This is a genomic window from Sutcliffiella rhizosphaerae (assembly GCF_917563925.1).
In the GTDB taxonomy this organism is placed as follows: domain Bacteria; phylum Bacillota; class Bacilli; order Bacillales; family Bacillaceae_I; genus Sutcliffiella_A; species Sutcliffiella_A rhizosphaerae.
Genome location: NZ_CAKJTJ010000050.1, coordinates 1 through 20,561 on the forward strand (window position 1 = coordinate 1; position 20,561 = coordinate 20,561).

General features: G+C 39.8%; 21 protein-coding genes and 1 pseudogene. 8 read left to right on the forward strand and 14 right to left on the reverse strand.

Annotated elements, in window-relative coordinates; all coding sequences use genetic code 11:
• Positions 1-273: 273 nt before the first annotated feature.
• The 14 genes and pseudogenes from LRP81_RS21405 to LRP81_RS21465 form a co-directional block, all read right to left on the reverse strand.
• Positions 274-1,077 (reverse strand): ABC transporter ATP-binding protein, encoded by an 804-nt coding sequence (locus tag LRP81_RS21405; protein ID WP_230504955.1) that lies wholly within the window; start codon positions 1,075-1,077, stop codon positions 274-276.
• Positions 1,077-2,117: a FecCD family ABC transporter permease gene (locus LRP81_RS21410; RefSeq protein ID WP_230504957.1), complete on the reverse strand. Its 1,041-nt coding sequence runs from the start codon at positions 2,115-2,117 to the stop codon at positions 1,077-1,079. Before LRP81_RS21410 ends, LRP81_RS21405 begins: the two co-directional genes overlap by 1 nt.
• On the reverse strand, positions 2,114-3,082 hold the full coding sequence (locus LRP81_RS21415) for a FecCD family ABC transporter permease (RefSeq protein WP_230504987.1): 969 nt from the start codon (positions 3,080-3,082) through the stop codon (positions 2,114-2,116). The genes LRP81_RS21410 and LRP81_RS21415 overlap by 4 nt, the downstream gene beginning before the upstream one ends.
• 61 nt (positions 3,083-3,143) lie before the next feature.
• The gene (locus LRP81_RS21420; RefSeq protein ID WP_230504959.1) at positions 3,144-4,196 is read right to left on the reverse strand and encodes an iron-siderophore ABC transporter substrate-binding protein; all 1,053 of its coding nucleotides are present in this window, start codon (positions 4,194-4,196) and stop codon (positions 3,144-3,146) included.
• A 111-nt stretch (positions 4,197-4,307) separates the two neighbouring features.
• Positions 4,308-5,339, reverse strand: a complete 1,032-nt coding sequence (locus LRP81_RS21425; RefSeq protein ID WP_230504962.1) for an NAD(P)/FAD-dependent oxidoreductase — start codon at positions 5,337-5,339, stop codon at positions 4,308-4,310.
• 227 nt (positions 5,340-5,566) lie between these two features.
• Positions 5,567-5,737 (reverse strand): hypothetical protein, encoded by a 171-nt coding sequence (locus LRP81_RS21430; protein ID WP_230504963.1) that lies wholly within the window; start codon positions 5,735-5,737, stop codon positions 5,567-5,569.
• A 9-nt stretch (positions 5,738-5,746) separates the two neighbouring features.
• Positions 5,747-5,893 (reverse strand): annotated as a pseudogene (locus LRP81_RS23530) (DUF4268 domain-containing protein); the annotation flags it as partial.
• Between the two features lie 216 nt (positions 5,894-6,109).
• Entirely contained in the window at positions 6,110-7,291 is a 1,182-nt protein-coding gene (locus LRP81_RS21435; RefSeq protein ID WP_230504965.1) for an Acg family FMN-binding oxidoreductase, read from the reverse strand.
• Complete coding sequence (locus LRP81_RS21440) at positions 7,249-7,890, reverse strand: TetR/AcrR family transcriptional regulator (protein WP_230504967.1); 642 nt, start codon at positions 7,888-7,890, stop codon at positions 7,249-7,251. The genes LRP81_RS21435 and LRP81_RS21440 overlap by 43 nt, the downstream gene beginning before the upstream one ends.
• 406 nt (positions 7,891-8,296) lie before the next feature.
• Positions 8,297-8,581 (reverse strand): hypothetical protein, encoded by a 285-nt coding sequence (locus LRP81_RS21445; RefSeq protein WP_230504969.1) that lies wholly within the window; start codon positions 8,579-8,581, stop codon positions 8,297-8,299.
• 329 nt (positions 8,582-8,910) lie between these two features.
• A complete protein-coding gene (locus LRP81_RS21450) occupies positions 8,911-10,488 on the reverse strand; it encodes a SagB family peptide dehydrogenase (RefSeq protein WP_230504970.1) in 1,578 nt (525 codons plus the stop codon).
• Positions 10,489-10,509: 21 nt separating this feature from the next.
• Positions 10,510-12,456 (reverse strand): TOMM precursor leader peptide-binding protein, encoded by a 1,947-nt coding sequence (locus LRP81_RS21455; protein WP_230504971.1) that lies wholly within the window; start codon positions 12,454-12,456, stop codon positions 10,510-10,512.
• Positions 12,453-14,408 carry a putative thiazole-containing bacteriocin maturation protein gene (locus tag LRP81_RS21460; protein WP_230504972.1) on the reverse strand — a complete coding sequence of 652 codons (1,956 nt, stop codon included), beginning with the start codon at positions 14,406-14,408 and terminating at the stop codon, positions 12,453-12,455. The genes LRP81_RS21455 and LRP81_RS21460 overlap by 4 nt, the downstream gene beginning before the upstream one ends.
• Positions 14,409-14,575: 167 nt before the next feature.
• The gene (locus tag LRP81_RS21465) at positions 14,576-14,872 is read right to left on the reverse strand and encodes a heterocycloanthracin/sonorensin family bacteriocin (protein ID WP_230504973.1); all 297 of its coding nucleotides are present in this window, start codon (positions 14,870-14,872) and stop codon (positions 14,576-14,578) included.
• 548 nt (positions 14,873-15,420) lie between these two features.
• Here LRP81_RS21465 and LRP81_RS21470 point away from each other — a divergent pair.
• The 8 genes from LRP81_RS21470 to LRP81_RS21505 all read left to right on the forward strand — a co-directional run bounded on the left by LRP81_RS21470 (position 15,421) and on the right by LRP81_RS21505 (position 20,356).
• Positions 15,421-15,639 (forward strand): site-specific integrase, encoded by a 219-nt coding sequence (locus LRP81_RS21470; protein WP_230504974.1) that lies wholly within the window; start codon positions 15,421-15,423, stop codon positions 15,637-15,639.
• A 176-nt stretch (positions 15,640-15,815) separates the two neighbouring features.
• Positions 15,816-15,980: an HD domain-containing protein gene (locus LRP81_RS21475; protein WP_230504975.1), complete on the forward strand. Its 165-nt coding sequence runs from the start codon at positions 15,816-15,818 to the stop codon at positions 15,978-15,980.
• A 233-nt stretch (positions 15,981-16,213) separates the two neighbouring features.
• Positions 16,214-17,167 carry a helix-turn-helix transcriptional regulator gene (locus tag LRP81_RS21480; protein WP_317987107.1) on the forward strand — a complete coding sequence of 318 codons (954 nt, stop codon included), beginning with the start codon at positions 16,214-16,216 and terminating at the stop codon, positions 17,165-17,167.
• 93 nt (positions 17,168-17,260) lie between these two features.
• On the forward strand, positions 17,261-18,064 hold the full coding sequence (locus LRP81_RS21485) for an SDR family oxidoreductase (protein WP_230504976.1): 804 nt from the start codon (positions 17,261-17,263) through the stop codon (positions 18,062-18,064).
• Between the two features lie 32 nt (positions 18,065-18,096).
• Positions 18,097-18,435: a nuclear transport factor 2 family protein gene (locus tag LRP81_RS21490; protein ID WP_230504978.1), complete on the forward strand. Its 339-nt coding sequence runs from the start codon at positions 18,097-18,099 to the stop codon at positions 18,433-18,435.
• A 72-nt stretch (positions 18,436-18,507) separates the two neighbouring features.
• Positions 18,508-19,644: a hypothetical protein gene (locus tag LRP81_RS21495; RefSeq protein ID WP_230504980.1), complete on the forward strand. Its 1,137-nt coding sequence runs from the start codon at positions 18,508-18,510 to the stop codon at positions 19,642-19,644.
• Positions 19,641-19,928, forward strand: a complete 288-nt coding sequence (locus tag LRP81_RS21500; RefSeq protein ID WP_230504983.1) for a Dabb family protein — start codon at positions 19,641-19,643, stop codon at positions 19,926-19,928. Before LRP81_RS21495 ends, LRP81_RS21500 begins: the two co-directional genes overlap by 4 nt.
• 260 nt (positions 19,929-20,188) lie before the next feature.
• A complete protein-coding gene (locus LRP81_RS21505; protein ID WP_230504985.1) occupies positions 20,189-20,356 on the forward strand; it encodes a hypothetical protein in 168 nt (55 codons plus the stop codon).
• Positions 20,357-20,561 lie beyond the last annotated feature (205 nt).

Here is a 20,561-nt window from a genome sequence, read left to right on the forward strand (position 1 = left end):
GGCTCGCGGGTCACCCGCGGAAAGCGAAGTCTTGCACGGAAATCAATAGCGGTATTTATTGTCGGCCATTATATTGTTCGTCTTTTTGTTTGTGTTCTTTAGTTTTGTCCCAGCCTCTTTCATTTTGCCTTTTTTCTATTTCAATATACCTTGAAAAAATAGTCGATAATTACCGAACTTCTTTTACGCCTATCATCACAACACGAAAAAAATTATTGATCAAACGTTTGTTTGAAAATAACTATTCTAAAAAACTTTAGGAACACACCAACCTCAACTTTTCACATGGTAACGCCCTTTTGGAATAATTAAAGGAGTCTCTGATATTGGATCTGGGATGACTAAGCAATTTAAATCAAAAACCGATTTTACTAGATCACTAGTCAGTACTTCTGTTGGGCTTCCTTCTGCTACGAGCTTTCCGCTCTTTACTGCAAAAATATAGTCTGCATAGCGAGCTGATAGATTGATATCGTGTAAGACCATTACAATCGTTGTACCGTATTTACGATTTAAGTTTGTTAGTAAGTCTAGTATTTCAATTTGGTAGGTGATATCTAAAAACGTGGTTGGCTCGTCTAGAAATAGTATATCTGTTTGTTGGGCAAGTGCCATGGCAATCCAGACTCGCTGTCTTTGACCACCTGATAGTTCGTCAATATCGTGATTAGCAAATTCTGTGATGTTCATAAACTCCATTGCTTCTTCCACGGCTTCATAATCCTTTTTCGACCAGCCGCTGAATAGCGATTGATGTGGGAATCTTCCTCTCCCAACTAAGTCTGCAACGGTAATCCCGTCTGGAACGACTGGCGATTGCGGGAGGAGTCCGACCATGCGTGCCAATTGCTTTGGTGGGTATTTATGTATGGCTTTCCCATTGAGCGTGATATCTCCTGCAGTTGGCTTAATGAGCTTGGCCATTGTTTTTAGCAGGGTTGATTTTCCACAGCCGTTGGCACCGATAATGACACTTATTTTATTTTTAGGGACTTCAAGGTCAATTCCATGAATAATGGTTTTATTTTCATAGCCAGAAACAAGTCCGCCAACTCGAAAGTCATGTGTATGGCTCATTACAATTCTCCTTTTCGGCTCATTCGGATGAGTAAATAAATTAAGTACGGTGCTCCGAGTATTCCAGTAATTACACCGACTGGATATCGATATTCAAAAGCAAACTGGCCGATTAAATCTGCAAATAATACAAGGTTAGCACCTACTAGTCCTGCCGGGAGAATGTTTGACGCACTAACTCCGACTAATCGATTGGCAATAGGTCCCGCTAAAAATGACACAAAGGCAATCGGGCCTGTGGTAGCTGTAGCAATGGCAATCATTATGACAGAAGTTATGATTAAAGTAATACGCATTCTATCTGTAGCTACACCAAGTGATAGTGCCATTTGTTCTCCTAATTCCAGCATGCTTAACTGCTTTCCAAGGATGAGCATGAGTGGAGTAAACGCAACAACGACGATTAGTAACGGCAGTATCTCCCCCATTTTTGCGCCATTCAAACTGCCACTTAACCATCTAAGTACTCCCGGGATGTCTTGTTGAGAACTTTTTAACATCAAAAATAATATGACAGCATCCAGCATTGCCTGCATTCCAATACCAATAATAATGATGCGACCAATTGAAAAGGAGCAGCGGCCACGTGATAAAAGATACATGATGATGACAGTAATGACTCCACCTATTACTGCTGCTATCGAAATAACCGTATTACTAGCATGTAAGACTGTAATACAGAATACAGCAGCAACACTTGAGCCTGAGGTGATTCCTAAAATATTTGGATTGGCAAGTGGGTTACGTAGCATCGTTTGAAAAATATACCCCGCCACACCAAAGGCAAAGCCCGCTAAAACCCCAGCTATCATTCGGGGTAATCGAATCGTATTTATTGCAAAATTAGCTCCTGCTATTTCTTCTCCCATTAAAGAACGAACAACGACACTTACTGGGTAGATCGTATTCCCTAACAAGAGCATCGCACACATAAGAATGAGGGATAAAAGAAGTAATAGCGAAGTAATAAACATCCAGCGCCTTCTTCTTTTACGCATCCCTGCCATAATAAAATTCATTTCACCAATCTGAGTTCTCATAATGACCTCACCTTCGACTTCTTAGCAAGTAAGATAAGGATTGGTGCACCAATAAACGCTGTAAGAATACCCACTTCAAGCTCTCCAGGACTTCCAAGCAGCCTGCCTGCCACATCCGCTAATGTTAAAATAATTGCCCCTGCTAAGGCAGACATGGGGATTAAAAAACGTAAATCAGTCCCAACGACCATACGCATCGCATGGGTTGCCAAAAGGCCAATAAAGCCGATAGGACCTGCTAAAGCAGTTGTGACTCCACATAAAATAACACCTGCGGAAATCGCAAGCACTCGTAGCAACCCCGGCCTTACCCCTAGTCCTGATGCGACATCATCTCCTAATGCTAATGCATTTAGTGCTGGTGCTGACACAAATGCAATCGTCACTCCTACAAGTAAGAAAGGAGCAAAAATGGTGATAGAATCCCATGAACCTGAGCCCACACTCCCCACTTGCCAAAATCTAAATTGGTCCATCGCATAAGAACTTGGAATCATAATGGCAGTTACAAGTGAAGAAAGAGCTGCACTAGTTGCAGCTCCTGCTAATACTAATTTAATTGGTGTCGCTCCTCCGCGTCCCATGGAACCTATTCCAAATACAAAAGCAGCTACAAGGGCAGCTCCAACTAAAGCTAACACAATGTATTGTCCTGCTGATGTTATTTGAAAAAAAGTAATTCCACTAACAACAAACAACGCTGCACCTGTATTCACTCCTAGAATACTTGGATCCGCCAATGGGTTGCGAGTCACTGCCTGCATAAGAACTCCTGCAATACCTAATGCAACACCACAGCATAAACTAAAAACCGTACGAGATATTCGCTTTTGGACGACACTTGTTCCGTAAGAATCAGGGTTTTGATAAAGTAACCCATTCACTAATTCCGGGAAGCTCACCATCCTTGCCCCTAATACAAGCGAAGCAATGATTGTCACGATTAATAGTATTATTCCTGTCATAAGTACGAGTGAAAAATACTTCGGTACATGTAAAACTAATTGCTTATCAGTTGAAGAGGAATTATTCTTCCATGTTATCAATTGCTTCACCTAGTAGCTCTAAATATTCATCAATAGTGTATGCGATGGAAAGTGGATTTGGCGTTCCTGCTGCTACTAGTGGTGTGTCACTTGTAATAAACGCGACAGAACCTCTTTCCACTGCAGGAATTTTTCCAATGAGTGGATCTGCTTTAATCGTTTCATACAGAGCAGCATCTCCATAACCAACAATCAAGTCTGCATCAAATAACACTTTTACATTTTCAGCACTTAAATTCAATGAGTAGCTCGTTGGATCTGTTATTAGTTCTGTAACACCTTCTGGATAGGTCATTCCTAGCTCTTTTAAAAATGCGACACGAGAATCAATCGGCGTATATATATGTAATTGAGATAAATCGTTTGCAGAGAAATTCACCCATACTACTTTTTTTCCTTCGATTTGTGGATATGCACTTAGTTTGTCAGCAATTAAAGCTTCTGTATCCTTAATTAATTGTTCTCCTTCTTCTTTCATCCCCATGCCAGCAGCATTGAATGTAATCTGCTCACGCCATGTCGTTGTCCATGCTGATGTTGGGTAAGCAATAACTGGTGCTATTTGCGATAAAGTCTCATAATCCTCTGGTGTAATTCCAGAATATGCGGCAAGAAGGACATCTGGATTGGAGTCTGAAATTGCCTCAAAGTCTAAACCATCTGTATCCTGGAAAACATTTGGATTTTCTACTCCAAGCTCCGCTAATTTTTCCTTTGTCCATGGCAATAGCCCGCTATCATCTTGCACCCCAAAGTTTGCAGCTGAAAATCCTACTGGCACGATGCCGAGTGCTAACGCAACATCATGATTTGCCCATTGAATCGTAGCAATACGCTCTGGCTTGCTTTCAATAACCGCTTCACCTAAAGCGTGTGTAATCGTTATTGGATATTCTGAATCCGTTGCCGGAGCAGTTTCTGTCTCTTTTTCTTCCGCCTCGCCATTTGACACCTGACTATTGCAGCCTACTAATGCGAAAGCTGTCATCATCACAAGCGTTAAAAATAGTAAAAATGATTTTTTCGTTTGCATATGTACCCCTACCAATCTATTAAGTTTTTAGTTGATAATGATTATCATTCTTAATTAATCTAATCCATTTTTTTCTTTATGTCAACGCATTTTTAGTAAAAGATTACTAGTTTATCTAATTGTTTTTTTGAAAAACTCTTGATTCTTTTCTTTGAATTTATCATTATGCGAAGACACCATTGCATATTGATCTGCCTTTGGATCGATATACATTTTCGCATTATTAACAGCAAGCGCCGCATCTTGGAACGTACCCAATAACAGATTTACTTTATCGTCATACGAAATAACATCCCCAGCACCAAAAACCCCTGGAATCGATGTCTTACATTGACCTTGGCTAACTAAATAATAATCATCCTTACGCACTGGCTGAATATCATCAGCGAACGATAAAGACACTTCCCGATTATAGCCGTGGCAAATTAACACATCATCCACATCGATCGGATACTCTTCCCCATTTTGAGAAATAATCACTTGTTCAATCGCTGTTTTATGAGAATTGGAAAGTAAGGATTGGATTTCCGCCTGCAGTATTATTTCCACACCATGCTCTTTCAGCTTTTCAACCTGAGACTCATGAGCAGTTAATTGTTCCTTGCGATATACAACAACGACTTCCTTCGCCACAGACAAAAGCTCCACAGCCCAATCAACCGCCCCATTTCCGCCACCAGAAACTAGGACCTTTTTGCCACGAAAGCGCTGCAGCCCAAGAATCGTATAATGCAAATTCGCCATTTCATACTTTTTGGCACCTGCTAATTCAAGCTTAATAGGATTCAAAATTCCCCCACCAACTGCAACAATGATGGTTTTGGAATAATGAACCTCCCCTGAATCCGTTGAAATAACAAATATCTCACCTTGCTTCGTTATCTCTTCCACCTTCGTATTCAAACAAACCGTCGGCAAAAAAGTCATCGCTTGATCAACCAAATTCTGCACAAACTGCTGTGCCTGAGTTGGCGGAAGTCCACCAACATCCCACAAAATCTTTTCCGGATATATATTCACCTTGCCACCCAAAACAGGCTGTACCTCAATAATCTTCGTCTTCATACTCCTCAAACCACTATAAAAAGCACTATACAAACCAGCAGGACCCCCACCGATAATCGTTACATCATATAAATTCATGTCATATCCCCCCACGAATACAGAATGAGAACATTTCTCAATAATACCTATTATAGTGATAATGATAATTATTTTCAATAGGAAGATGGGGAAATAGTCTGTGTTTTCTTTAACGGTTTCAGCAATATCGTGAGAACGCAAAAAAAGACTACCTCTTTGTCATAGAGAGTAGTCTAGATTTAGCAATGTTACTTTAATCTGTTATCTATAAAAATATTTATTTTTGATTACCTATTAATCCAATGCTTGTGTTGAAATATTTCTAATAATTGGAGTAAATACTCTTTCCCATTTAATAAATTTGGTGACAATTTGATCCAATCCATCATCCCAAGTATCGAGTCTAGAGAGCAGTCTTCCATATCGATTTGAATTCTACTAGATTTCTTTTGCTCCATCCTCCTCCAGGTTATTTGTTCCCCAAAGCCTTTTTCTATTTCTTCATAGGATAAATAAATATAATCAAAAATCTTTTTATTTAACTCATTACTAGCTTTATCAATTACTAATTGTATGGAACAGCTATCTTTTCTAACAATAATAGAGTAGTAAATTCCACCTTCCTTGGCTCACTTCTCCAAATCTCTCTCACATTCATTAATTCTAGCTTTTTAATTTCCATCAAATAGTATCCCCTTCCCTCTATATTCTAACATTTTCCAATATAAGATAGAAAATGGAGCTTTCAATAGCTTTAAAAATAAGAACATAAAAAAAAAGAGACTGTTAGACAGCCTCCCATCTACTAGATTTATCGAATAGATCAAATTCTATAAAACTACTTCACTTATTGCCCTTCTAGGACTTTTATTTGTTTCTTTTAACGGGTAACCAAGTCTAAAAATGAATAATCCATTCCATGAAGGGTCTGTAATCTTCTTTAACTCGGCGCTAAAATGGTCAGGTGCCTGAAGAGCTTTCTCACGATCTGCCATTTCATTTAATTGATTGAGGGGATGCATACCTATTCCAAGTGATGTTCCGTATAAATGAATTCTTTGCCAGGCTCTTCCTGCCCTTGCACGTTGTTCGTTATCACTAGAATTTTTCACAGAAATGAAACCATAGGCCATGGCTGTAGCTGTATGGGTGCTTTGAGTTGCAGATAACCAGAATTGATCATTTTTTTCATGTGATAGTGGAGGTAATATTTTTCCAAATGCTCTTATTAGATTAGAGCCACCTTGTGCATCTAATGTTATTCCATCGCGTTCCTCTTGAATGTCTTTCCAATTCTCCTTAAACCATTTATTACTATCTGCACTCATTTCTTTATCAGAGATAATGGCTTCTGTTGCCTGTACAATTAGATTACCGATTTTATTTTTTTCATCACGGGTGGTAAACCATGAAAGCTTTACCTTTAGCTCATCTAAAATGATATTTTCCATTTCATTAAGCACTTTGTTTTCGATTGGTTGGTCCAAATCATATGCTCCGCGATGTGTATGTCGGTAAGGGATGGCATTATAGAGTGGAGATTCGTATTTTTCACCAGATTCGAGATTGATTCGTGCAATACAGTAGGGATCCAAGCTATTCGGTTTATAGAAAAGGCTTGATTCATAGCCATGTGCTTCCGCAGATAACATGATGTTCTCAATGGCACATCCTAATCCTATGAACATCTCTCTTCTAAATGGGTCAATAGTTCCTAGATTTCTGCTCTCATCTGCATACAATTCTATATAATTATCTGTTACTTTAAATAGCCAAGGCTGTGTATTATGAGGATTAGAAGCTAAAATGGCATTATTAACAAGGGCAAGTGTGCCTGTTTTGACATTTTCTTTACTGGTATCCCACGGCTCAAAGGCAGGTCCTTTACCTGTACTAAAAACACCTTGATCTACCGCCCTCCAAGTTATGCCAGCCCAAGTCACTATAAAAAAAGTGGCCCCAGATTTCTTTAAAAATGTTCTTCTTGACATTTTATCTTTTTCTTTCTCCATTTAGCTACCCCCCCTTCATTTATATACGGTTGAATAACCATCATAATTAATTCAATCCCCTTCTCAATCTTGTCTTCCGAGATTTCCTCGCCATTAGTCTCAAGAAAAGCAAGCCAATAATTACTTATTATCCAACTAATTGTTAGTAAGGCTTCTACTTTAGATTGATCATCAGGAATACTAAGGACACCAGACTCTATAAAATATTGAAAGAACTTCTTTTGCTCTATCATCCGTTGCGCTTGAATTTGCTGGTGCCTCTCTCTTAGTTTTGGGTCAATTTTCATCAATACAATAAGCTCTCGGTAAAAAAAGCGATATTTCCACTCTAATTGAAAGCTAATCCTTATGACTGATTTTAGGTCTTCAAGGGTAGGTCTCCATGTTGAACTAGGAGCTTGCCAAACAACATCCCATTCCTGAATCATTTTTTCTAAAATGGCTCGAATTATCTCTTCTTTATTTTTGTAATAGTAATAAAGGTTTCCAGTACTTATGCCAAGCTCTTTGGCTATATGGTTTGTAGAGACCGAGCTTGCACCTTCCTCATTAAACATCATTAAGGCTGTATCTATAATTCTCTCTTTCGTTTTACTCAACTGAATGACCTCCAGTATAAAATAGAGTAAATACTCTAAAAACAATTTTAGAGTATTTACTCTATTTTGTCAATAGCAGTATATAAAGGCAAAAAAAATTATAGAAAAAACCCCATTATTAGATAGTTGTTTTAAATATTCTATCATCAGAAATGCTATGGCATTGAAGATAAAACAATGGCAATATCAGATGCTATTGAAAGGCAAATTTGTATTAGATTTTAAAAGCTTTATAGAAATATTTATCGCCACATAACCAACAAGAAGAAAAGAGACTTCTCAAAAGTTAGTCAACTAATAAGAAGCCTATTTTCTCACTATTTTAGCAAATTATTTATAAACGCTTATATGTCAGGAGGTGAAGCTGCTTATTACATCATGCCGACTTTCATTATGAATGGATTTATTAGAATAACCAGCTTATTTTCTCTCTCATTAAGGCGAAATGAACACAGTTATACAGATCTATATAATTACCTATATCTCTGCATAAAACTGGTACTTTTTTAGCTTGTGGTTGTGGAGAGTTTAATTGCCCTTTTAGTTGAAGAAGAACTGTTTCACGCTTCTTCTTTAATTTAGGATCTTCTTCCCAATGCTCAAGGTCATTACCTCTATCTATAATTTGAAGTGCCTTATTTTTAATTTCCTCTTGGAGTCTTCCTAATTTCCACTGTATTAGCGCAAACAACAACCAAAAAATGTAATTCCTTCCACAATCATTCTACTTACTTTTTATTTGAATAATTACTGCCTAATAAATCCTTGTCTCTAAAGCTAACATCTTCCGCTATACCACTAAATAGAATCGCTACTCCCCAAGCTCCCATGCTTAATCTCTATTCGGTTTTTTGTTCCTCTGATGGTATGTCGTAGCAATAATCAGAACAGGACTTCCATAACTCATTAGAAATTCATGGTGATATTTCCCACAATATCCACATATATAACCTTCTTAATAATTATTCATTATATAGTCCCTCACAAGACAAATAGCTTTTCCACAATGTTAATCCTAAACTAGCAGTGCAAACTTCCCTTCAGCCAAGGACGAGGGCGATAGGGACCAATTGGGATTTGGATTAGGCTGGTCTTTCCTTCTTGATCCATTTTATAGAGGTTATCACTCAAATTCACGTCAAATCCAAGAAGCGGGTGCCCTCCCATCCCGAGAGCTGCTGCAGCCAAAAGCAATCGTTGCACGAGCATGCCTGCTTCCATCTGTTGGATTCTATAGCCCCTAAATCCTAGTTCTGTTTTATAGAATTCCTTGTCACCAGCCACATGCAGGCAAAGTGGTACCTGGAGCAAATTCACATTATCTAGAGACATTCCAGACTGCAAATGGAGTCGATGGTCTCCTGGACATACTTCTCTTAACGTGTGCTTTGTGCTGTCATAATAGTAAGCCCCATTTGAAATACCTTCGACATTATATAAACAGCAGTAAATTGTTACACGAGGGCCATTACTCATATATGCTTCATCCAAATCATTTCTGCATGAAAAAGAAACCGTTGCTTCTAGGAGAAGGGTAGCCAGTTGTTGTTGACTCACCCTCCCCAAAACGAAATCCATGTCGGGAGAAAATCGGTTTCCGCAGGCCTCGGCCAGATCATACGGCAGGGACTTTATATGAGGCAATGCCACTGCGGAATCCACACGTTCCGCAATTCCCCTCCCCTCGATCACCCGAAATGACCAAGTGGAATCCAGCTTAGAAACTTCGTTCATCGCAGTTATCGTCGGGTATTCTTTGACATTAAGTGACCTCTCGCAATGTCTTGTTTGAATCGCCGGCAGCTCTTGTCTCAATTCCTCGGAGATAACACTTTTGTATAGGTCCCTTCCGTTAGTAGACCAGATGGTGGCTTCCACCGATAGTGGGATTACACTATATACGCTCTCCTCCAGTTCGGATAGTCCAAGCAGATGGTTGATTGCAGTATCAAGAAATTGAAAGTACACACCTGAGGCGAAGCCAAACCGTTTCGCTACCTCCATTAACTGTCCAATCAGCACACCAGCATCCAAACCTTGGAGTCGATACGCAAAGTTATTGTATTTAAAGAAATTTTTCCAGAACATTGTCGACACAAAGACAGTACCAAAACACGAGGAGATGTCACACCGATTACCTAGAGCCCTGCCTAAATAGGAATCGAAATTCCCTTCCCGTAGCAATACCAAGCTATGGTGTGCTACATCATAATGGTAGACTCCATCAGGGAGTCCCTCCACCTTTAAATACACGTACAATTCGTTAGGGTACAACGCCCCACCAGAAGGAGCAAACCGCCGATACGACTGCAAAGGGTAGGACTCTTGTTCTGTGGAATCAATTGGAAAGACTGATTGGCTCAATTGTGTAAAACCAAATACATACCAGAGAAAATGACCGACTCTATTAAGGTCCAGTCTTGCGGGAGGTTCTCCTCCAGTAAGCGTCAGCGGTACTTCCGCGGACAATGGAACAACCGGTAATCCACGATAGAGTTTATATGCAAGAGGTGCATTCTCCCAATCCACTTCCTTGTTCGGCTGATTTGCCTTATCAATATTAAAATGCAGGTTGTGCAGAAATTCTTCCAAACTCATCTTCAACCTCCTAATCACAGCTTAAGGAAACGGGTGCGGATGTGGATTGAGTTGTTCTGGTGTCAATGGTTTATTCGTATACCTAAGCTCCATTGGAACTCGGAGTACCCTCTCAAGCCCTGTCAGGCGGGTAAGGTGATGACCGAATGTCATAGGCAGCATCCCTGGAATCAGTACTTTTACGCAATACAATCCGTTTCGTATCGTCTCCGGTGCCGTCTGGTCTACTATTATTACATCAAGGTTTAACTGACGGAATACCTGAAGGATGTCTTGCAAATCATCGGTAAGATCCGAATGATTCGACTTCCACTTAAACTCCTCCTTAAAAGTCCGCATTGGGCCATTGTTGTCAAACAAAAAGCTTAAGCGCTCTTCTGCTTGCGGCAAACCGTACAGCATTCCGTGGTCATCCATCTGCCTCACCAGGGAAGAATCATACAGCATTCTTTCATACTCCTCCTGGTTCGCCTCAAATTTTTCATCAAGGTTCAGCATCATGCCAGCAAGCTCGTGAACCGCGCTTTTCACCGCCCGTACTGGATCCAGATGAGCTCCGGCCGCACAGATGAGATTCAATCCCTTTTCCTTTCTGTTTTTAGCCATTGCCCAAATACTTGGAATACCGTGTTCCATCGTGGAGTTATACAAATACAAATCATAACCAGCGACCGCTCGCATCCGCTCGACCATTAATTCCAACTCCTGATCGTCAGCTGTAAAAGGATCCAGTCGCGGAAGGTTCAGCTTCGCGTACCAAGTCATTAGGAATGAATCACGCTCGACCACTTCCATAATTCCGTAGAAAATGGCCTCCTCTAAACTTCCTCCTAGCGCACATCCATTGGAAGTCTCATAGATATAACCTTGTGACCCGCATCCAACACTGTAATAGGCAAGGCGCTCTGGAACCAGAATTGGACACTCTTCTAATAACGAATAACCCCATACCCAATTAATAGGACAGTCTGGATCAAACGATTTAAATGGAAAACCAGGCTGCGCATATTGTTCCTTTGCATGTACGCCTACCTTCAATGGATTAAGTGCCTGGTTTTCCAGGTTACGAAAACTATCATGGATTACTGTCCGTTTTCCACGTGGCTCCAAACCGCAGTTCCGCTCCAAACCCTCTAAAATGGCTGTCAACACGCTTTCTGCGTATGAATGAGTCCGGCCTGCTGTTCCCTCGTCCCCCTCTAACATAGGCAGATTGACACTAGCATCAGCAAAAGGAGGCACTAGGTCATACATTTTACTATTCAATAGGCCAGTACGATTATCCAGATAGTCTTTGAGGATAACTTTTTTCATCTCATCCAACGGACGGCAGCGGAAAATGCTGGAACTGATTTTCGGACTTGGCTGCAGTGAAATTCGGGCTAATATCTGTGAGTCGTCGGGTAATCGACCACAGACTGGACACAACGGGTTGGGAAGAAAAGAATGCAACGAGCTCTTCAGTGTTTTCAAGTCAATTAGATATACCTTACCTTCCGAATAAGCCTGATCACCTTGTAATAAATTCTGTACCTCAACCCCAATCAGGTAAGCCATTTGCAAAAGTCCTGTACTTGAAGCCCACGGGTCACTTCCCATTCTTCCAGCCACAACCAGCCTCTGTTGCACGTCCCACATCTCCGTGCGGTCATGTCCGCACATGAGACGTCTAATGTCCGCACATTGAGAGCAGCCTGCTTCACCTGGTCGTACGAGCGGACCAACTACACCTTCTCCAAATGAAACGAATCCTCTGAGCCAGGGAGTACCAGTTTTTCGAAACACTTCTTCCGCCTTTTGATGAACAGAGGGTTCCCAACCATCATCCAAACAAAGTGCCAAATCCGTATTTTTTGGAACCCCTTCCTCAAAATTGGACCTACGAATAACTAGATAGTGTGCTGACAGTTCTTCGCTTACACGGTCCGCCAGCACCCCTTCTCCGACAATCAACACGAAGGAACTCATTGTGAATCCTCCTCTCGCAGCAAAACACCAAACACTCCGTCTAGTTGCTCTTTTAAAACAGGTTCAAGCCCTAATTCGAATACTAAGACACGTTTTCCATTCCGTTTCAATATTTCCATGGCTCCTTGTAGGATGTCCGCTTGTATCCTCTCTTCACACGCAGGAATGCTAAGACTAACCGGCATCTTCTCTTCCAAAAGTACGGACGTTACCTCACAGGCTAGTTCATTAGAGGAATCCGATTTGTTTTGCATTTTGATAATTGCCTGCTGTAATGCCTTCCGTAACGCCATTGTTATATTTAAATCTGCACTGCCATACCATCCATCTTTCGTACCCACCCATACAACAGGAAAACCGGATACTTCCTTTCCAGTTCCGATAATTGGTGCTTCCTGCATCGTAGTCAGTGCTTCTAAATAGAACCGGCATCTCTCATCTTCTATATAACTCAACTGTACTCGAGAAACAGAATACTTCTGATTCAGATGTTGCTTGCTAAGCTCCTTTGCCAAACACTTTTGCAACCCACGGCAAACACCTTCCACAATCGATTCACCAGCTCCAACCCCGACGATCTCCTCCGGTACTACTAAACTTCCATCAACATTTTTATTTAGTGGCAGAGTATTAACAACCAAACGGACCATTCGTGACACATACATTTCAATACCAGTTAGTCCTGCTTCTCTTCGTGCCTCCTCATGAGTCAAACCCGAACAGACAATATCTTGCATCAACTCAGCTGGTCCCTCTGACAACGGGTCGACTACCTGAACGCGGCACTGAGCTAACGGAAGCTGCTTTAAATCTCCCTCCTCCCAAATATGGAAGATTCCCGACTCCTCGGACGTCAACTGGTTGAAATAAAGAAGTAATTTACCTGGCTCAACTTTCTCTAAGCCAATTTGGAGCCGGTTTTCGACATCTTCAATCCATTCAGCGGATATATCTCTTGTTACTAGTGGATGAGGCAAAAACGAATGCCAATTTCCCTCCAATGTATCCAAATCCAGAAGAAAAATCCTATTACTCTGTTCCAATCCCATGACTCCTGTAACCTCTTTAAACAATTCAAATACGATTACATTGGCTAACAACGATCCCGGAGTGGCAGAGAAGGCAGGGACTTGCTCATTTTTGAATAAGACAGAATAGTGTAAACTGCGCCATGCGGTTTCCCAACATACCTCGGAATCTGGATGTACTAATGGACCTGCTAAACCTACCTGCTGCAGGCATATAGCGGGGAGAAACATTTTCTTCTCTTCCCTGCAAACTCTATGAAGATGTCTAAGTTCCTCTAGTTCTCCCTCCTGACTCACATACAAAATCGAATCAAAGGGTTTCACTATTTCTCGCCAACTCTCCTTCTTTTGCGGAACCTCCTTTAAGTTAACCTCTGGGTCTTTTTTACGTGCATGTTCCACGAGTTCTTTTAACCTCTGTCTATTGGTCGGAACCTCGTCTGTGATTAGCACTTGGATCTTAGTCAAGCCGGATTCAATCAAAGAAGAAACCAATGAATTTATAATAGGACCGGAGCCAACTGCCAGCACTTTGGCTTTACGAAAAACTTGAAAACGGGCCGCCCCAGAACCAACTAAATTGTCCACGAATTCAATTTGAGATGCATGCTTTTTAAGATGATAATCCGACAATTGATGCGGAAGGTCCTGGCTTAAATCACGAACATACCCATTCGCATATAGCACTTCTGCAATGTCATATACCCGATCCCGGTATGGACCAGGCAATCCGTTAGTCAAATGCTCTAACGTATGCTCCCCATTGAACATCGGTAACAACTTTTCAACCCATTGATCGATTCCACTGCCTTCGATACTGAATGAACTTAAGTTGTTTCGAAAATACACACCTCTGTTTGGTTCAGGGAGATAAAACGTGTCCCTTTTCACTTTCAGACGCATAGAAGGGTTCAAATTTGCCATCTCTCTCCTCCTTACCCCTTATTACCATAAATGTTCATTATCACTTCCACTTCCATCGTATGTACTGCAATTTGTCCGTTATGTCTTATCTTAGAGTGAAAGACCCCTGCAACAATGCAGGGGACCTTTTCAAATAGAAAACTAAACTATTAACCGGATTATCTGCCTCAACCGCCGCAACGACCACCGCCGCCGCAGCTGGAGCAACGTGAGCAATGTGAGCAATGTGAGCACCTAAAGCAATTAGAGCATCTAAAACAGTTAAAACAGCTAAAGCATCTAAAACAGCTAAAACAGCTAAAACAACTAAAGCATCGTCCAAAACCAACACCAAAACCAACACCAGAGAATTGTCTATCCTGATCGGTATAGGCATAGTACTGATTTTGATCCCAAGGGACTACCTGAGTCGCTTGGAAATCGCCAACATTCAGCATTTGTAGTTCACTTTGGAAATTATTCATTTTCTTTTCCTCCTCAAATAAATTAACTATAGGGCCAGCAACTTGAAACGGGAACAGCCGAGTTAAATCGAAAAGAACTGTATACCAGATTAAAATACTAAATATTCCGAATTCTCATCAACAACTTATGTACAATAGATGGGTATTGTTACTGATCCAAAAGCCTAATTTTACGAAACTGGAAAATTTGTAAAAAAACTAAACCTGAATCATTTGCTCAAGACTGGATAAAAATATGCGCCAAAATGGCAAAAATAAGCAGTTGTAAGAGCACGTAGCAAAGAAATGAAACACTTTATATTTGTATGGGGACCATATCTACTTAAGAAAATTAATAACAAATTTATCAAAAAAGAATAGTTGAGCTATCAGAAAAGTAAAGCCGAATTTTTGTAAAGTATCCTTGCTTGCGGTTGAATGATTTTTAATCATGTGGTTGAACTTGGACTCATTAAAATTAACCTCTCTGAAAAAACTCAATTGCCAAAATATCAAGTAAGGTTGGAGAGATTGAAAGCAAAAAAGAGGAGATAAAATTTTTAGAGAAAGTGGCGCTAGCACGATTTTTACGCACCGCTGATTCAGATGGCATAGAAATGGATTCTTTAATTTTAACCACACTTGCCTTTACTAGTTTGCGAATTGGAGAATTACTTGCCCTCAAGTGGAATGATTTTGATGAAGAAAAAGGGTTATTGCGCGTTACAAAGACTTTATACAATCCAAGTATCAATATAAAAGAGTATCACAATTACTACCACCAATAACATCGGGATCAATCCGATTCATACTAATTGATGAAAGACTCATAAAAGTTTAAAATCCGCATGCAATCAAGTACTGAAACACTTTTGAATTTGGCGGGCAACAAATGATTTATGAATTACAAACGATCTACAACTAATAAAACTAGAAGAAAAACTAAAGTTTGAAATGTAGTTGGATGTTCAAAAGTGTGGCAGAGCACACATGGAGAGTATCATTAATTGCTATGTTAAAAGAGCCATTCTTAAAAGAAAAGGTAAACACAACGAAATTATTAAAAATGATTATTATCCATGATTTAGTAGAATCAGAGGCTGAGGTGTACCGTCATTTGACACATTGAATGATCACTCGGTAAAAGAACAAAAAGCTATAAACAAAATAAATTCTATTACTCTCCTTTTGAAAGCAATGTAGCTTATAGTTAAAAGCACATAATTATTTCTATTTGCTAGAAAAAAGCTATCTAATGCTTGCTTAATAAAGAACACTATTTTTGTTTCTACTCGCGTCCGATTGTGGCAGATTGCTATTAAATTCAAGCAACGAAAGTTTTTAGACGAATAATATGACGCGATGTTGTCAAGTTATATATTTAATAATGTACTTGAGGTGATTATCATGCAAATTAATAGGCTTTTTGAAATTGTATATATTCTGTTAAATAAAAAAAAGACCACAGCCAAAGAACTAGCCGAGCGATTTGAAGTATCTGTAAGAACTATTTATCGGGATATTGATGTATTATCTTCGGCAGGTATTCCCGTTTATGCAAGTCAAGGAAAAGGTGGCGGGATATCGTTGCTAGATGATTATGTCCTAAATAAATCCGTGCTCTCGGAAGAAGAGCAAAATGAAATTTTGTTTGCTTTGCAGAGCGTGACTGTTACACAAAACCCTGAAACTCACAGGGTGTTTTCAAAATTAAGGCGTTTGTTTAATAAAAGCAAGACAAATTGGATTGAAGTGGATTTATCTCCCTGGGGAAGCGATAAGAATAAAACAAGTGATTTTACAATCCTTAAAAACGCCATCCTTAGCCATCAGATTATTGAATTTACTTATTTTAATTCATCTGGTGAGAAAAGCGCCCGAAAGGTCGAACCGCTAAAGCTTATCTTCAAGGTTAAAGCTTGGTATCTCCAAGGGTTCTGTTTAATTAAAAATGAATATAGAATCTTTAAAGTCTCACGTATTTCCAATGTCGAGGTATCACAGGAATTTTTCACAGAAAGAACACCAGAAGAACTGTCAGCAGATCAAATGGAACAGAACTCTCAAAAGTGGATTGACGTGCAATTGCAGATTGCTCCAGAAGGGGCTTATCGAGTGTTTGATGAATTTGACGAAAAAGAAATAATCAGAAATCAAGACGGCTCTTTTACGGTTGTAACCTCTTTACCGGAAAGCAAATGGCTGTTTCACTATATTCTCTCTTTTGGAACTGATATTGAAGTATTAGCACCACAAAATATTCGTGAAATGATTCAAGGTAAATTGAATGAAATTATTTGCAAATACAAAATTTAATAATGATAACATGACTCCCTGTCGTCAGGTTTTAGTCAGTATACTTTAAATGTGGTAATCCACAACCTTAAAAATCAAAAAATGGAGGAAACTATGACTACTTTTAAGGATAAATCATTTTACGAGAATGAACTAGATGGAAAGCGTGTTCTTGTTACAGGCGGAACTAATGGAGGAATTGGCGAATCGATTGTGAAACGCCTCACTCGTGCAGGCGCAACGGTTATCACTACTGCACGAAAAACTCCAGATGAGATGAGTACATCAGATTTATTTATTCAGGCAGACATTAGCACACCCGATGGAACTACTAAAATTGTAACCGAGATACTAGAACGTTTTGGCGGTGTTGATATTCTGGTCAACAATGTTGGAGGTTCTTCTGCGCCAACTGGAGGCGTACTAGCACAAAGAGATTTGGATTGGCAGTTAACATTTGAAACAAATTTATTTGCGGCTGTTCGGCTTGATCGAGGATTACTGCCCCCAATGCTCGAACAGGGAAATGGGGTTATCGTCCATATTACATCTATTCAGAGTCGGTTCCCCGGTGAAAATACAATGGCATATTCGGCAGCTAAGGCAGCTCTCACAAACTACAGCAAGGGGCTTGCAACGGAGCTTGCGCCCAAAGGAATCCGCGTAAATACTGTCGCACCCGGATCCATTGAAACAAAAGCAGCTGAAAGACTTATCAAGAGAATGGCAGAAAATTTAGGTACAGATTATGATGGGGCACGGCAAAATTTGATGGATTCACTTGGAGGTATCCCAATAGGACGTACTGGGCGTCCAGAAGAAGTGGCTGAACTTGTTGCTTTTCTAGTATCTGACCGTTCTTCTTACATCATAGGGACCGAGCATACAATTGACGGCGGTATTATTCGAACAACTTAATACACCAAATAAAAAAGAGAAGGTTAATAACAATGAAATTCCAATTACCAGAAGCTATTGAAACTTTCTTTCGAGTATCAAACTCTTATGATAGCAGCCTACTTGCTAAATGCTTTGCAGAAGATGCCATACTCTATGATGAAGGATTGGCTTATCACGGTCCTACTGCTATAGAGGCGGATATTGTCAAGGCTAATAACAATTTACAGGTTAAAACTGATGTTACAAATGCCGTAGGAAAGAATGGGGAAATGGTTGTACTTGCTACAATTTCCGGAAACTTTGACGGAAGTCCGGTTGCGCTTGATTATTATTTCACCATAAAAGATCAAAAGATTACCACGCTGAAAATCGTCTTAGCTGGTAAATAAAAAAAATCTTTAAAACTGGTTAATTTTAATTTCTATAACCTTTACCATGACGTTTTCAGGAAGGTGAATAAGTTGGTAGCACAATTAAAAGACATTTATACTAAAGATTTTTTATTAGAGTTTAGCAAAAAAGTTCAGTCGGTATACCGTGCTTTTCATACAGCAGACTTTATCGCTTCTGTAATGGATGAAACATGGGACAAACTGGGACTCAAGGCTCGTACTCGACGGATTTCCGAAAAACTTGGAGTTTTTTTGCCAAACAGATATGAAGACGCTCTAGACATATTATTTGAGATTGCCGATGATTGTGTAGGGTTTCCCTATCTTTTCTTCCCTGATTTTGTAACTGTATATGGGCAGGCAGAAGAACATTGGGACCTTTCCATGAGAGCGCTTGAAAACTTCACACAAAAATCATCTTCTGAGTTTGCCATAAGGCCGTTTTTACTGCGTGATCCGGAGCTAGTAATGAATCGTATGACAGAATTGGCAAAGCATCCTAATGAACATCTGCGGCGGTTTGCTAGTGAAGGTTGTCGCCCCCGGCTTCCGTGGGGGGAGGTGCTGCCCATGTTTAAGAAAAATCCCACACCTGTTTTATTTGTTTTAGAACTACTCAAGGAAGATTCTTCTCTATATGTGCGTAAAAGTGTCGCCAATAATCTCAATGACATTTCAAAGGATAATCCTGACGTCGTACTTGAAATCGCAGGCCGATGGGCTGGTGAAAATCCCCACACAGATTGGATTATAAGACATGGTTGCAGAACATTAATCAGAAACGCAAATCCCGAAGCGATGGAATTATTCGGTTATACAAAGGAACCGATACTTACCACCAATGCTTCAATATCGACACAACCTACCGTATTGACAATAGGTGAAAGATGTGAGTTCCAATATGAAGTTGATATCCGTCACGGTGAATCAGTATATATTCGTATAGAATATGGAATCGACTTTGTAAAAGCAAAAGGTCAGACAAGCCGTAAGTCTTTTCTTTTGTCAAATAAAAAAGTATCCGGCGGCACACATCTTTCAGGGACAAGAATACACAATTGGTCAAATTTGACGACTCGCCGACACTATCCGGGCGAGCATCGAATTGTGCTATTAGTGAATGGGAAGGAAGTCGCTCACACAGTGCTAAGGCTTCAACAGTCGCCAGACAGATATTATCAGAAAAAAATGGAGGATAACAAATGATAACAAACACTTTGCTTATTAAATTGAAAGAACGAAATTATGATAATATCGAAAAAACAAAATCTGTGCTTTTAAGCATGGAGGGTAAAATTGAAGCCCTACGAGGAATACAAGTTCAGGTGGATATACGACGCGAAGAAACTTCGTATGATATCCTCTTAATCACTCATTTTTCCTCAATGGAAGATATGGAGACTTATCTAATTCACCCTGTTCATGTAGAAGTATCGAAATATATTGCGAGTGTATTAGAATCAGGTGCATCTGTATGCTTTGAAGAGTAAGTATCCGCCCGGAAAACGGGCGGTTTTAATTTACCTTATAAGGGCAAATTACAAACGAATCCTTAAAGATAGTTCAATTAAAATAAAAACGTGATATTATCTGGCAACGGAGACAAATTGCTCCCTTCATAATATTCCTACAGGTCTTATCGTTAAGACCTCCTATTTCCACAATGCACGAACATATGTTTTATTTAGAGTTAAAAAGGAACATTGTTCGTGAAAATTAGGTAAAAATACTTTTTGGCTTGGTGCTTTTCATGAGAGATTACCGAATTCAATTTGGTGATATGATTCAAAATCCAGACACAAGATTAGTTGGCGAATTGAAAAAAGGAATAATTATTATGCTGAAGGACATCACGAAATTGTCGTCTCTTCTCCCCTTGAAGCCATCCATAATAACCACTTCTACTGACATTACATAATTCGCAAAGTGTGGATAGTTGTCCCTTTAGCTGGTGTGTCCTAATCGTTAATTCAAAAGTTGATACTTCTCCAATGCCTTTAACGTTTTTTCTTCAGCGCCTGCCTCTCGAGAACTTCTAGCTTTTTTAAGAAATCATTTTCTGCCTCCAAATACTTAATTCTAGCTTCTGCCTTTCTTAGTTTCTCTTCCGCTGAAAGGTTTTT